9 protein-coding genes are annotated in these 15,122 nt (G+C 46.2%); 5 read left to right on the top strand and 4 right to left on the bottom strand.

The annotated features are described in order from the left end of the window. Positions 1 to 240: 240 nt before the first annotated feature. The 4 genes from F0228_RS04545 (at position 241) to F0228_RS04560 (ending at position 6,501) form a co-directional block, all read left to right on the top strand. A complete protein-coding gene (locus F0228_RS04545) occupies positions 241 to 2,133 on the top strand; it encodes a methyl-accepting chemotaxis protein (RefSeq protein WP_061031985.1) in 1,893 nt (630 codons plus the stop codon). A 219-nt stretch (positions 2,134 to 2,352) separates the two neighbouring features. Further along, positions 2,353 to 4,950, top strand: a complete 2,598-nt coding sequence (locus F0228_RS04550) for a hypothetical protein (protein ID WP_171761939.1) — start codon at positions 2,353 to 2,355, stop codon at positions 4,948 to 4,950. A 12-nt stretch (positions 4,951 to 4,962) separates the two neighbouring features. Continuing rightward, positions 4,963 to 5,712 (top strand): ADP-ribosyltransferase, encoded by a 750-nt coding sequence (locus F0228_RS04555; protein WP_171761940.1) that lies wholly within the window; start codon positions 4,963 to 4,965, stop codon positions 5,710 to 5,712. Between the two features lie 15 nt (positions 5,713 to 5,727). Further along, positions 5,728 to 6,501, top strand: coding sequence for an ADP-ribosyltransferase (locus F0228_RS04560; protein WP_171761941.1), 774 nt, complete (start codon positions 5,728 to 5,730; stop codon positions 6,499 to 6,501). Between the two features lie 85 nt (positions 6,502 to 6,586). Here F0228_RS04560 and lhgO read toward each other — a convergent pair whose 3' ends face one another. The 4 genes from lhgO to F0228_RS04580 all read right to left on the bottom strand — a co-directional run bounded on the left by lhgO (position 6,587) and on the right by F0228_RS04580 (position 12,832). Continuing rightward, on the bottom strand, positions 6,587 to 7,804 hold the full coding sequence (gene lhgO / locus F0228_RS04565) for an L-2-hydroxyglutarate oxidase (protein ID WP_171761942.1): 1,218 nt from the start codon (positions 7,802 to 7,804) through the stop codon (positions 6,587 to 6,589). Between the two features lie 26 nt (positions 7,805 to 7,830). Then, entirely contained in the window at positions 7,831 to 10,008 is a 2,178-nt protein-coding gene (locus F0228_RS04570) for a TRAP transporter permease (protein ID WP_171761943.1), read from the bottom strand. A gap of 148 nt (positions 10,009 to 10,156) precedes the next feature. Continuing rightward, positions 10,157 to 11,170: a TAXI family TRAP transporter solute-binding subunit gene (locus F0228_RS04575; protein WP_008216106.1), complete on the bottom strand. Its 1,014-nt coding sequence runs from the start codon at positions 11,168 to 11,170 to the stop codon at positions 10,157 to 10,159. 321 nt (positions 11,171 to 11,491) lie between these two features. Then, entirely contained in the window at positions 11,492 to 12,832 is a 1,341-nt protein-coding gene (locus tag F0228_RS04580; protein ID WP_171761944.1) for a sigma-54 dependent transcriptional regulator, read from the bottom strand. Between the two features lie 205 nt (positions 12,833 to 13,037). Here F0228_RS04580 and F0228_RS04585 point away from each other — a divergent pair, with 205 nt between their 5' ends. Then, positions 13,038 to 15,101 carry an ATP-binding protein gene (locus tag F0228_RS04585; protein WP_171761975.1) on the top strand — a complete coding sequence of 688 codons (2,064 nt, stop codon included), beginning with the start codon at positions 13,038 to 13,040 and terminating at the stop codon, positions 15,099 to 15,101. Positions 15,102 to 15,122 lie beyond the last annotated feature (21 nt).

Raw genomic sequence — 15,122 nt, forward strand, 5'->3', positions numbered from 1 at the left:
AGTAAGACCAGTTTGATTCTGGGATATTGGTTCAATAAAAACAAACACTCGATACACCAAATAAATAAGTAATCAATGCATTTAATAAATATTGCATATATTAATTAGATGTATATTATTCACAAATAAACCAAGCTTATACGTGAATTTTATAAGTGTTATATTATTTAAAGTTCGGACATTCGTCTGAATTATAAGAAATCTTAAAAATAATCAACACTGCTTATATTGGAACAAGTTATGAGTGCTAAACTAAAAATAATGCTTTCTATTATGGGGCTAACAGTCATGTTAATCATGACGACAAGCTTTTTAAGCTGGAAGAATTTCGAGACTTCGTCGACCGTAAGTTATAAAAAACAGTTGGGATATAAATCTCAACTTATCGCAGATACTATCGGACAAAAAATTAATCGCTACTTTGATATTTTGAAAGTAGTGAGCAATGGGCTGTCTTTCGATGAGCGTGGTCAAGTCGACACATCACGGGCAATCACAACGCTCCATAGTGCCATGAGCTCAACCAAGGTTACTAACATCTACTTTTCTCTAGCGGATGGCACTTCCTACTCGTCAAAAACCAATGGCATCATCGAAAACTTTAATGCCAAAACCAAACAACGCGAATGGTTTTTGAAAGCAATGAGTGGCGAGGACAAAATCATTACTCGTCCTTACCTGGCGTCAACCGGTGACCAAGTAATGTCTCTAGCAACGCCTATCTACAAACAAGGCAAGATTGTCGGCGTTGTTGCTCTAAACATCCTGGTTGAAGACCTGACCAGATTCACCGAGCAACTCACCACAAATAATAAAATCTTCGTCACTCGTGAAGATGGCTTTATCTTAGCCGCACAAAACGCGTCTTTGATAGGTAGAAATATCTTCAACGAGATCCCAGCTTTTGCGAACAGAGACACCACGCGAGAAGAGAGCTTCGAGTACGTTTATCAGAATACAGAGTTCTTGGCAGCAGGCGCTAAAATCAACGATCTTGGTTGGAGTGTATGGGCGTGGGATAAAGAGACCAATGTTAATCAGGACTCAAAAGATAACCTGACTCAAACTCTGATCACCTCTTTGACGCTACTGCTTATTTGCGCGGGTTGCGTGTACTACGTTGTTGAAGTTTTGGTTTACCGCCCACTCGGTGGAGAGCCAAGCGAAATAGAAGCAACCGTAGCTAAAGTGGCCTCTGGTGACTTTACCGCAATCAAACAACAACAGGGCAAAGCGATTGGTATCAATGCTGCGGTTAACGATATGGTCAATGAGCTGAGCACCACAATTGAGACCATCCGTAACTCATCGAACGACCTGTTTACCTTTGCCGAAGGCATAACCAACGCAGCCGATAGTGTAAACGCAAGTTCCGCTTCGCAAATGGAACAGTTAGAGCAGACTTCGACGGCAATGAACGAAATGTCGGTCGCTGTAGATGAGGTTGCGCAAAACGCCCACCGAGCTTCAGAAGCAGCGATGCAAGCAGCGCAAGAAGCACAGTCTGGCAATCAAACATTTGATACCGTGAATCACAGTATTGTGAGCCTCTCTCAAGGTATTCAGGAAGTGTCTGATGTGATCAATACCGTGGGTGAGAAAACCTCAAGCATTGGCACCGTGCTGGACGTGATCAAGGACATTGCAGATCAAACCAACCTGCTTGCTCTTAACGCTGCCATTGAAGCTGCGCGAGCAGGTGAGCAAGGCCGAGGTTTCGCAGTTGTTGCTGACGAGGTTCGTAACCTAGCTAACCGAACTCAACAGAGCACCAACGAGATCCAAGAGGTGATTACTTCACTTCAACATGAAGCCAATAGCTCTATGGACATGATGCAGACGAACCGAGAAGCATCAAATGTCACCATGGAAAATGCGAAAAGAGCGCAGGCTTCACTCAATGAAATCTCGAGCTCTATTACCGTCATTGAAGACATGAATACACAGATAGCCACAGCGACTGAAGAGCAAACTCTTGTCGCTGGCGAAATCAATCAGAGTATCGTTGACGTCAATGACAAAGCCCGCGAAACACACAACTTGTCGGCATCAAACCAAGAGAAAGCCTCGGAACTGATAGCGCTGTCTGAAAAGCTCACGCAAGCAGTCAGTACCTTTAAGCTAAACCGTTAACCTCAACAGCATTTGATAAAAACTGATTAGGGGGAGGCAATTCCCCTAATCACAACGCCAAAGCGAAAACCTCATCTCACTGCCCGGGTGATTTGAGTAAACGATTTCTCGAAGTACCCCTACACACAACCTCTAGCTGTCTCTTTTCCATCTCGGCAAGGAGAGGCTTTTTGCTTTCTAAATTAAGCATATAACTTCACTAACAATAAGGATAAACCTATGAAGTTAAAAAGATTAGCACTTATTACTGCTATGATTTCATCCAACGTTAATGCCTTTCAGGTCTGTAACATCGGCGACGAATATAACGTCTTGGACAGCGATAGCTTTCATCAGATCCGACAGAAAAACTATGATGCCTTCGGTGAAGGTATTACGCCTGAAAACCTTTTTCCATCAGCGCCAGAGCACATTGTCGACTTAAAACCCTCTCTCTCTGAAGCCAGTGATGTTTTCCCTGAAACTGCTACCTTGCTAGAAACAGGACCCGCCTCAGCTGTTACGCTAGCACCGGAGGAAGCAGCAAGGCTGATGGACACCTTGGGCCGTTCAACGACAGGGCTAGCGCAAGGTGCATTAGAAGCTCTGGGACCGATTGGCGACGCGGTTGCCGTTGGACTTTGGGCAAATGAGGTCGCAACTAGCTTCCAAGATGAATCACGTACCTCTTACGATCGATTTGCCACTGTAATGGGACTCGTCGATTGGTTTGGCATTTTAAAGCTGCCCGCGAGAGAGATCGACCGCCAAATTTTGAGTAGTCGCTGGGATAGAATTGCAGCAGGTAACCATTACAGTTATCACGTTCATGAGGATCTCGTCACCCAGCAAGATTTAAGAGACAAAATTTATTGGGCAGAACTCGCCTCAGATCAGCAAGCGATGTTGAACGCCGTTGCACGCGGCTTTGCCACCGATCTTGCCCTCAAATACCAACAACATTATCAAGAAGTGGTAAAGGCTCAGACCATTATGGCGGAAGAGCTGATCACCGCGGTCGATCACGAGCTCCGCAAGGCCATCTTTAGCCAACTGGTTCTCGACCATAAAGACTCTCGACTGTTTGCATCGGACATTGCCGCTAGCTGTAACGAGGAAACTCGAGTACTGGCAGACCTTTATCCTGATCATGATATTGAAGAGAGTAATTCCCTGCCACCAGCATTACCTTCCAAACGCCAAGCAAACCGCGCTCTGGCCAAACTTCAGCACTGTCAGCAGAACCTGCTAGATCAAGCCATTGCCAAACTGAATGAGTTACGAACAGGTCAAATTGAAGGGCTTGATCAAGCTGCAGTTCAACAGCTGTATGCTCGCACACTTGCAGCCAAAACACAGATCATTGAAACGGCAGATAACCATACCAATCTGCTGATGAGTAAGCTGCAAAGAGATATGTTCACACAAGGTGATATCGCCATAGAGCGACTATTCCGTTCAGGCTCGGTCGACACCATGCATAATTTCTTCAAGGGACAAGCAGAGCGCAGCGCCATTGACGAGATGACACGCAGTATTCTGGGGCGCCCAGCAACAACACAAGAAATACGCAACAAAGAGATCGTCCTTCAAAGTGGCTACGAGAAATGCGTTCGTATTGGCATTCTAGGAGGCGATCCAAACTTTAGGGGGTGTGTTGAGTACGCTTGGGTGCCGGCAGAAACTCGCCCATTTATTCCATCTGAAGATACCGTGATTGCTCAGATCTCCGTGCCAAGCAAAGAAGCAGTAAAACGCGTGCTTTTCGATTCACTCAGTAACCTAATTGATCATGGCTGGAATGCCGAAGCTGAGGAGCGTTGGTTGGAGCAACAGCTGTTGGACTTTTCTACGCAGCAACGTCTAAAACAGCAAGCCGAATTCGACAAACAACAGGTTTATCACTGGTTACTGGACTCAAGCGCAATGCTTGAAGGTGAATGTGGTGGCGGTAGCGCATGTGCTGGGTGGAGCTTGTCTTACCTTCAAAGAGAGAACCTTTCACGACAAGCGTCGCTGCATTACATCAACAATTGGCACGCAAACTACTCAGGCAAAGGCGCCTATGTGCACTCGAAGCGCTATCAAAAGCTTGGTGGCTTGATTACTGCTGCGCTAGAGAGCGAGTGGCAAGCTAAGAGAGCTGTCGAATTTTATAGCTTCACTTACCCAGGAAGCATTGATCTTCAAAAAAATGCACCACTGATTTATTCCGCACTGAAATCGTCCTCACTGGATCTTGCTCATCTGGAAGGCAACACGCTGCAACTCGCGAAAGGGATCGTAAAAACTCGTCTTGCTGAAGCGATCAGTGTCTCCGACAGCAACGGAGTTGAGTGGCTACATTCACAAGTGGGCCAATTCCAGCGCTATACATCGATCATCCATTCTCAGCATATCTCTACTGGGCACTACGCCTCTGGGGAAGGGGAAGTCACCGCTTTGTTTTCAGAGATGCTGCCTGCTCACCTTATGCGCTACCTGATTTCAGACATCATCCCTGATAGCTACGATGCGCGCATTGAGCGCTCCATCGATGCCATCTTTAACCCAACGTCTGAACTCAATCAAAAGCTCGATAAGTTAAGCAATACAAACGAAAACTTTACCGATAAACCGGGCCGTAGCTGCATGATTTACTACCCATACCTTAAGAGCGCACTGCTTGATGTTGCGGCTGATGATGACCTGTATTGGATTTCGCCTATCTCAGAATGGTACGACGCCGTCACTCGCCAACAGCTCAATATGTTTGGGGCTCTGAAGTATGCCGTCATCAATCAGAACACTTTCGGCATTCCATGTGATTTAAGCCCTAACAGCTATCAATACCAATAAAGGGCGGACACTATGAATACTCATTTTTTATTACTGCTCTGTTGTCTGAGTTTTACTGCCTTCTCTCAACCGTTTGATGTGCTCAAACAGCCAAACCGTTCAGAGGAAGAGGTGACCCAGCTAGCAGAAGACTTCAAAGACTGGTCAAAGGCTTCCAATGGTTGGCGCTACTCCTTCATAACTGCCAATGAAAAGGAAGCGGTGGAAGACTTTTCAATTTCTGGCTATCAGACCGCTAATGACTACCTAAGGGCGACTGACACCTCAACATGGGGTGTCGCGGGAGCAGATGCGAGGCATTACATTCGCACGGTTAAATCAGCCCTCAACAAGCTGCCAAAATACAAAGGGACCGCCTATAGAGGGACTTGGGTAAAACAATCTTTACTTAATAAGCTCGAAGAAGGGGACGTGTTGGTCGAGCCAGCGTTTACCTCAACTTCTACTCTCCCAGAAGTCGCTAAGCGCTTTTCGGTAGTGCATCCCAACTCCCCGCAAAGGCTCAAGCGAGTCCTGTTTGAAGTCAAGATCAATCAAGGGGGTCACACCATTGCAGGGCTTTCGGAATACAGCAAAGAAGCAGAGGTTCTGTTTGCGCCAAATGCACACTTTCGAATCACCCAGATAGAGCGAACCTCTACCCATACCTACATCGGCGTGGAAACGGTGAAGGCACCTGCCGTCAAAAATACTCAGAAATATAACCTCTATTCAGGCGAAGAGGTAGAAGCGTCATTTTGGCACTCTCTCGTTTGTACATAAGCTAAGGATCAAGCAATGAAAAAATTTATTTGGGGGCTTTGCCTCTCTTTATTGACAAGTTTTTCGGCACAAAGTGAGGAGTTTCCAGAGTTTAAAGGGCGTTCACTCTCCTATCAGGCGCAACAACAAATTGCGGATGACCTGATGGATTGGGCAACGACACACCATGTAAAAGCTGAAAAAAAGATGATCAGTGAAGAGTACTCTGCCATTAAGAATTACGGCCGAGTTGACCATGATGTGGTGAATGAATACATGAGAGCGGGAGAGCCTGAAGGTTACTTATCCGAAATGTTTGGCCGTACATTGAAATCACGCGTATTCCACATGCGAAATGTCATGAATAAACTGCCTAACTACAAAGGTACGGTTTATCGTGGCTCATCCATCAAGAACGCCCTACTCGATAAACTCAACGTGGGTGATATTCTGCATGAGAAAGCATTTTTGTCGACATCGACTCTACCAAGTGTCGCCAAGAACTTTTCTTCAGCCGGTGTTTATGAAGGTGCTTCTGCTGCTCAATTCAAAATTGAACTCAAGTCGGCAGGTCGCGCCATTAACGCGTATACGTTCAAACCAGATGAAGCAGAAATACTCGCGAAGCCAAACACCTACTTTCGAGTCGAAGCGATTGAGCGAGTCTCACCAAACAAAAACTACATCAAGATGCGAGAAGTAAAGAACCCTGCTCGATACCTAAAAGCGGAGCCTGATATCCACATCTATGACAGTTACAGCGGTGAAGAGGTAGCAGTTCGCAGCCGTAGCTCACTCTATTGCCTATAGTGTAGCGTGCTTGCTATTTAGTAAGCGGCTGATAAAAAAAGACCATCATCAAGATGGTCTTTTTTATTGCTGAGGCTAGGGCGATTTAACTGGCTGTTTTACGCATTATCTTGCCACAAATGTATTCGCCAATAGGCATCGCTGAGGTCGCTGCTGGCGATGGTGCATTGCACACATGCAAGCTTCTTGGGCTCTCCGCAAACAGGAAGTCATGAACCAAGGTACCATCTTTGAGTACCGCTTGAGCACGAATACCTGCAGGGTATGGCTTGAAGTCAGACACAGTGATACTTGGGCAGTACTTATTAACCAACTTTAGATATCCCGGCTTCCACCACGAGTTTTTAAACTCAACCAAACCGGTTTTTAGGTGCTTAGCCGTCACCTTCCAAAAACCAGTAAAGCTCAGCATCTGCAAAGTATCCTTAACGCTAAAATTAAGCTTACCGTAACCTTCTCGCTTCCACCCTTGAACCGCGTTAGGTCCTACCGTTACCGAGCCATCAATCATGCGTGTTAAATGGACGCCGAGGAAAGGCAGTTCAGGGTCAGGGATCGGATAGATCAGGTGGTTCACCACTTGGTTATGTTTAGGATCAAGCTGATAGTATTCACCGCGATAAGGGACGATTTGGAAGTCGGTTTCAATACCAAGCATCTTGGTCATTCTATCAGCCATCAAACCCGAACAAGTGATCAAGAATCGACTGTTGAGTTGCAAGGTCTGCCCGTCCACTTTACAGGTCAATTGCACCTCGTCATCTTGCTCATCCGCCAAGATAACTTCAGTCCCTAAGCTGAGCTTACCACCAGCCTCCACAAACTCTTGAGCCATCACTTCGGTGACTTTTTTGTAGTCGACGATACTGGTGGTTTTGACATAAATCGCGCCCAAGCCCGTGATGTTTGGCTCGGCCAGTTTGAGCTGCGCTTGGTCCAACAAATCGACATCAATATCGTTATGGTGACAACGCTGATAGAGCGCGTTCATGCGCTCGACTTCTTGTTCGTTGGTCGCGACCAACAACTTACCGCAGTTTTCAACGGGGATATCATGTTGGCGACAAAAGGCGATAGTGCGCTCAACGCCACGCTTACAAAAATCCGCCTTTAAACTACCCGGAGCATAGTAAACACCAGCGTGAATCACGCCACTGTTGTGACCCGTTTGATGCTGCGCAAAGCCACGCTCCTTTTCGACTAAAAGGATACTTTTATCAGGGTGAGCTTGTTGCAGTTGCCATGCCGTCGACACGCCAACAATGCCACCACCAACGATAATATAGTCGTATATTGAGTTCATAATGTTCCTACATTCAGTCCTTTAAATTATAGGGAAGAAGCGACAGTGTCAGGCTCGGTTTGAGACAAAGACTTTTGCTCTTCATCCGACTGCTTTTTCACTTGATTGATATCGTACTTACGACCGCTGTAGATGAAGATAGCAACAAACAGTGCCACACCTACCAAGCGAATCACGATTGACACATCAGGCCAAACCAAAGCCACACCTAAGGCAATCAATACCGCGCGTAGCACAAGATTGATTTCACTCTCTAAGTAACCCTCAATCGCTGCAACAAACGCATAAGTGCCAATAATAGCAAAGCCGCCAGTCACTAAAACCGAGGTCACATCCCAACTTACCAAGTTGGTGTAAGCGATAAGTAGTGGCACCAAGTACAGGCCTTTAGCGATCTTCCATGCCATTAAGCCCGTTCTCATTGGCGGCGTTTTAGCAATGGTCGCGGCTGCAAATGCGGTTAAACAAACCGGTGGCGTCACGTTGCTGTCTTGCGATAGCCAGAAAATAATCAAGTGTGCAGAGAGCAGAGCAAGGCTGATCGCTTCCAAGCCTAAGCTTTGCTCAAGCAGCGTTTCCACAAAATCAGCCGGCACTAACGCTATTAGCTCTTTGGCTGTTTCAAGAGCCATTGGCGCATTCAGTAGTTCCAGTTTTTCTGGCGCTGCCAACATGAAAATCGCTTTCGCCTGTTCAGGTAACTGACCCGAAACCAACAGGTCAAGCAACTGACTTTCAGCAATCAACTTGTACAAGGCTGGAGCGGACAGAGTACCCAACACAATGTAAGCCGCGGTTACTGGCAGGCCCATACCGAGAATCAAAGATGCCAGTGCGATTAAGGCTATCATCACCAACAAGTCGCCATTGGCCCAGCTGTTGATCATCAATGAGAAGGTGTTACCAATGCCCGTGGTGCTGATCACGTTGATAACGAGGCCAATGCCCACTAACAATACCGCAGTGGTCGCCATATTTTTTGCGCCTTGAGAAAGCGCTTCGATGATCGCCTTTGGTCCCATTTTATGATTTTTAGAGAACCACGAAGCGACAACGACTGAGATGATTGAGATACCCGCAGCGTATGTTGGCGTAAAGCCTTGTACCAACAGAGTCACCAGAACAGCCAGTGGGATAAGGTTATGCCAACCGGACAAGAGTACTTTTAATAGAGGCTCACAACCCGAAGAGACTTTTTGTACACCGCTACGCTTCGCTTCAATACGCACGAAAAACGCCACCGATAAGAAGTAGATAAGCGCTGGCAAGAAAGAAACCGCAATGATGTCGACATAAGGGATCTGTGTGTAAGACGCCATGATAAAAGCACCTGCACCCATCACTGGTGGCATCAACTGACCGCCCGTCGATGCAGCCGCTTCCACACCAGCAGCAAAGCGTGAAGGGAAACCCGCTTTTTGCATCAGAGGAATACTGATAACGCCCGTCGACACCGTATTGGCTACGCTAGAACCAGACACCGAGCCCATCAAACCAGAACCAATCACCGCAATAAAGCCTGGGCCACCAATCACTTTGCCCGCCGCAGCGCGAGACACATCAATAATGTAATCACCAACCCCCGAGCGTACTAAAAAAGCACCAAATAGGATAAACATGAACACGAAGGTCCAGCTGATTCTAGAGATAGAACCGAACATCCCTTCCGATGAATAAAAGCTTCGGTAAAGCAGTGTCTCAAGGCTCAAACCAGGAAAGTGGAAGATGCCACTGGTCCATTGCCCCCAAAGCACCACGTAGCTCAAACACACTAGAATGAGTACTGGAATAAACCAACCCATGGTACGACGAATCAGCTCAATAACGATGGTAATCGCCAAGATAGAGAAGAACCAGTCACTGGCGATGAACTTCACGCCTCGTTCATAAAGGGCATCCTCTGCAAAGGGGATATAGATAAGGCAAGCCAATGCTGCCAATGCAATCCCGATATCGACAGCAAGAGCCACCTTGCTCTTTTTCAGCGAGATATGAGCGGGATACCAAAGCGCACAAATGATCGCGAAACCAGCAAAGTGAGTCGCTGAAATCCAAAGCTCAGGCAAGGTAGATAAAGTATTAAACCAAATGTGTAATAGGGAGAGGATCACTCCCATAGTTGTTATCGCTTTACCCACCCAAGGAAAATCCGTTCGGGTCGGCAATTCAAATTTTTTCAGTTCCTGCTGCAGCGAATCGCTCATAGAAAACTCCTGCTCTCCACAACAAAATGCGCAGAGAAAATCCATAAAATAAGCAGGTGCACGAACCCATTCACAACCTGAACGTGCACCTAGCGGTTAAGCAATTAAAGATGGTGGATCGACTAAAACAGTTAGCCGACGAAAGCCATTAGTTGACGATCAGCTCAGAAGGAAGCTCGATGCCCACTTCTTTGTAATAACGTGCTGCGCCCGGGTGAAGTGGAACAGGAAGGCCTGCAATCCCTTTCTCAAGCGCCATGGCTTTAGTTGCTTTGTGGATACCTTGTAGGAAAGGTAGGTTTTCATAGATAGCTTTGGTTAGCTGGTAGACATCTTCTTCTGAGATATCTTCACGAACCGCTAGGAAGTTAGGTTGAGCGATTGTGGTGATCGGCTTATCAACACCTGGGTAGGTGTTGGCAGGGATCTCGTACTTGGTCCAGATGTTGTAATCGCCATTCGCTTGTTTGATCTGTTCATCGGTAAACGACAGAATTTGAATGTCTTCACCCAGCGCTGCAAACGCTTGAGTTACCGCGCCCACAGGCACACCCGCTGGGGTGTTCATGCCGTCAATGGTGCCGTTTTGTAATGCGCTCGCGCTACCGCCGTAACCCATAAAGGCAAGTTTAAATTGTTCTGGGTTCACCGACAGGCCCTGCATGATCTGACGACCTGAATTTTCTGTACCTGAGTTTTTCTTACCAATCGAAAACTTCTTGCCGTTGAGGTTTTCTAAATCGCTCATGGTGCCTGTTTCAGTCAAGTCTGACCGAACAATAAAGTGCTCTACGTTTTGCCACAGCATAGAGACTGAACGCAGTTGGGTTTGACTGCCCGACTTCTCGTATGGCCCTAAACCTTGCCAAGCCCATGCACCGTACAAACCTTGCAAGATAGCAAACTGGGCTTCGTTCTCATTCAATAGTTTGACGTTCTCACCCGACCCGGCAGAGCTGATAGCCGCCAAAGAAAAGTGCTGCTTCGGCGCAAGCTTAACTTTACTCAATGTCGCCAACGCTACGCCTACTGGGTAGTAAGTCCCCCCAGTTGAAGCTGTTGCTAAGATGTAGCTGCGCTCTTCTTGAGCGGAGGCGTTGCTGATAAGGCCAATAGATGCCATTGCGATTGCTAAAGTTTTAACTAGCTTGTTGTATTTCATTGTTACTCTCCATGTAGAGTTATTCACGTTATAGTTTTGTTAACAACAACTGCTAGGTAGCAAGCACAATGCCAAAAATTAAGTTATTGATTTAATTAAATTTAAATAAAAATAACAATAATAATAGGCGGATTATTGCTTATTCGATGCAGATATCATGAGCCATTTTTTGCTCATTCAAAATGGGCATTAACATCTATATAAAGCCAGTCACATCACACTTTAGTTATCAAATGTGACCGGTATTCATAAAATCACAAATACAGAGTGAGCCATTTATTGCTTACTAATCTTCAATAAGCATTACAGTCAGATTGATCACTAAGAATCGACATAATCACTTCGATTCAGCCCATAGCGCACCATTTTTTGGTTCAGTGTTCGACGAGGTAAATCCAAATCTTGCATCACGTCATTAATGCGCCCTTGATAACGCACCAACGCATCATGAATGACTTTTCGCTCAAAGCTCTGCACCTGAACCGCCAGCGGAATACCCGCTGTCGCAGATTCCGTTACTGAGTTAGGACGACACGCCAATATGTCTCCCACCGTTAAACTTTCATCCAGCGCAAAACGAATCGCAACATTGCGCAGTTCACGTACATTGCCCGGCCACGAATACGACAATAGTGCATGGCGATCGGCTTCACTGGCCACTCGAGTTTCGCTATTCGCTTCTTGGGTAAAGTGTTCAAAAAGGATCAAAGCGTCATCTTCACGCTCACTAAGCGGTGGCAAGTGCAGCTGGGCAACGTTCAAGCGATAGAACAGATCTTGGCGAAAGTCTGGGTGATTCAACAAGTCACATTTCGAGGCAGATACTACCCTCAAATCAACATGTTGCTGCTGGTTGCCACCCACGCGTTCAACCACATTATCTTGTAAGGTGCGTAACACTTTGACCTGCATAGACAACGGCATGCTCTCGATTTCATCAAGGAAAACCGTGCCTTTATCAGCAAATTCAAGCTTACCAATGCGTCGTTTAGCCGCTCCGGTAAACGCTCCAGCCTCATGTCCAAATAGTTCGCTTTCAAACAAGTTCTCTGGAATGGCACCACAATTGAGCGGCACAAAAGGGGATCTTTTACGCTCACTAAACTCATGCAAGCAAGAAGCGACCAACTCTTTGCCACAGCCAGTTTCACCGTAGATGATCACATTAGTATCTATAGAAGCCACCTTCTGTATCTGTTCGCGCAGCTCGCACATCACCTTGCTGCGACCAATCAGAACCTGCTCAATGCCTTTTAGGTTATTTAAGTAGCTTTGGCGGTTAACTCTGTCTTGGCTGCTTTGATACTTCTCGACCGCTTCAGAGACAGTTTGGGAAAGGCGTTCAGGATCAAATGGCTTCTCGATGAAATCATAGGCGCCTTGATGTAAAGCCTTTACCGCCATATCAACATCACCATGCCCGGTGATCAAAATAACAGGGACTTCTGGCACCAAACTTTTAAAACGTCCAAGCAGCTCTACCCCATCTATATCGGGCAAACGCACATCACTAATGATGGTGTGAAAATCGCCTTGTTTTACTGCACTTAACGCATCTTGCCCAACCTCAAACGCAGTGACATCAAAGCCGGCTAACTGTAACCATTGGCTGGTTGCTTGACGCACAATCGCATCATCTTCAATCAAAGCTATACGTTGCATGGTCTGTTCCTAACACTTGAACCAAATATGCCGCCCACGGTATTCAAAAACCGAGCAGACGAAAAGGAGCTAGCTCCCACTTTGAGTAACACCTCTTTAACAGTTTTATGATGTTTGTTAGCTTCAACTTGTTTCATTCACCACCTGCTCAAAAAGCAAACACAACACAGCCTTAAACCACTAATTTAAAGGGATTTAATCAAGAATAATGAATAAAAATCGATATTGGTTATTTCTATTTGCCTGTTTAATTATTGGCTTAGTGCAGGTCACGACCAAAAACGGAATCAGCCAGTGGAAACTTGAACAAGCGCAACGTTATGCTGAGCAGCGCTTCCTTGGCTACATCGCTGAAGCAAGGCGAACCCTAAAACGTTTCTATTATCTGCCCTACCTAGTCACCAACGACGAAACTACGGTTCGCTTTATCGATGGTGAAGACCGCCTTGAAAAACGCATCAAAAAGCAGCTCATTCAATTGGACAAAGCGGCGAATACCAAAGGCTGGTATTTACTCTCCGATACGGGCGATTTACTGGTTTCTAGTGTTGAGAGGAGCAAGCTGAGTAAAAAGAACGCCAACACGATTGTGTCTAAGATCCACCAGCAAGGAGGGGCGATTTCGGTGGTGACCAAAAACAAAGGCGTCACCCCAGACTACTTTATTGCCGCGCCAGTTTATCGAGCCTCTGATGTGGTTGGCATTGTTGCGGTTCAAATAGACCTATCACTGCTGACCGATCAATGGTTTGCCGATGGAGAAGCAGTCCTGTTTCAGAATCCTCGCGAACAATTTTTTCTCTCAAGCGACCACAAGCTCAGTGCGGATTGGTTTAACGACACCTTCAATTCTCAGCCTACTGCCACCAAACGCGAATTATACGACCAAACCCATATTCGCGTTTGGCGACTGCAAGGCAAGGATTACCTAATTCAGTCAATCAAATTAGATGATCTTAATTGGCGTTTAACCTACCTCACCCCCTTAACTAGCCTCTATCAAACCACTAATTGGATAAGTTGGAGCGTCGCGGTGGGCTGTCTTTTCATCATGCTATTGCTGATAATTCTCTACCAAAGACGCCAGAAAAAACTCAGCAACCTACGAATCCAAAAGCTGATTGAAGAGTCTGAAAAACGATTGTCTGGAATGATCAACAAGACACACGTAGGACTTGTGCTGATCGATAAACACGGTCACATCCACGACATTAATCTGATGGCGAAAAACTACTTCTGCCTATCCGATTCGATGATCAGCAATATAAAAGTGTGGCAACTTTTTGAAGCCGGTAACCCGAACTCAACTACGCTACAGCTATTAAGAAATCTAGAGCAACACCAAGAGCTGGCCGAGATCACCAGCGTAGAAACTATGGCAAGACGCAGCGACGGCAGCTACTTCCCGGTGTTGTTCTCCATTAGTCCTTTTCCTTGGCATGCCACAACCTATTACCTGTGTACTGTGATTGATATCAGTAAACGTAAGAAAGCAGAGATCGCGGTACAGGAAGCCAATAAAACACTTCAACTGCGCGTCGAAGAGCGAACTCAAGATCTAAAAGATGCGCAGCAAGAGTTAGTCGAATCAAGCAAGCTAGCCGCATTGGGCCGTATGTCGAGTGCGATTACTCATGAGCTCAATCAACCGCTTACTGGCCTAAAAACCCTGCTTTCAAGTAACCAGTTACTGATGGAAAGAGGCGAGACTAAGATGTTGAAAGCGAACATGGACCTGGTGATGAGTCTCATCGACAGAATGGCCAACATGACCAGCCAGCTGAAGTCCTTCGCCTTTCAAAGATTGGAAAAACCTTATCCGGTGTCACTGACAGACGCACTTCAAGAAACCCTACGCATTCACCAAGCCGAGTTAGAACGTATCGATATTCGTGTTCGTGTCGCCTCTAATATTTCAATGGTGATGGGAGAAGAAGCGCGACTTAGACAAGTACTTGGGAATCTCTTAAGCAATGCCATCGATGCTACACAAAACCAGAAACCAGCGACCATTGTTATCAGTGCTCATACCGAGCAAGAGCGTGTCATCATCAAGGTTCAAGATAACGGTTGTGGCGTATCCGAAGACCAACTAGAAACCATTTTCGAACCCTTCCACACCAACAAAAAAATGGGTGAAGGCCTCGGACTCGGGCTCGCCATCACCGCCAACAATGTACGCGATATGCAAGGCTATTTGATTGCCAAGAACAACCCAGAACAAGGAATGACCTTCACGCTAACGCTTAAGAGTGCCGATAGTGAGTAGTTGCTTACATCATGTTTTAGA

Source organism: Vibrio sp. 99K-1, assembly GCF_013114585.1.
Taxonomy (GTDB): domain Bacteria; phylum Pseudomonadota; class Gammaproteobacteria; order Enterobacterales; family Vibrionaceae; genus Vibrio; species Vibrio chagasii_B.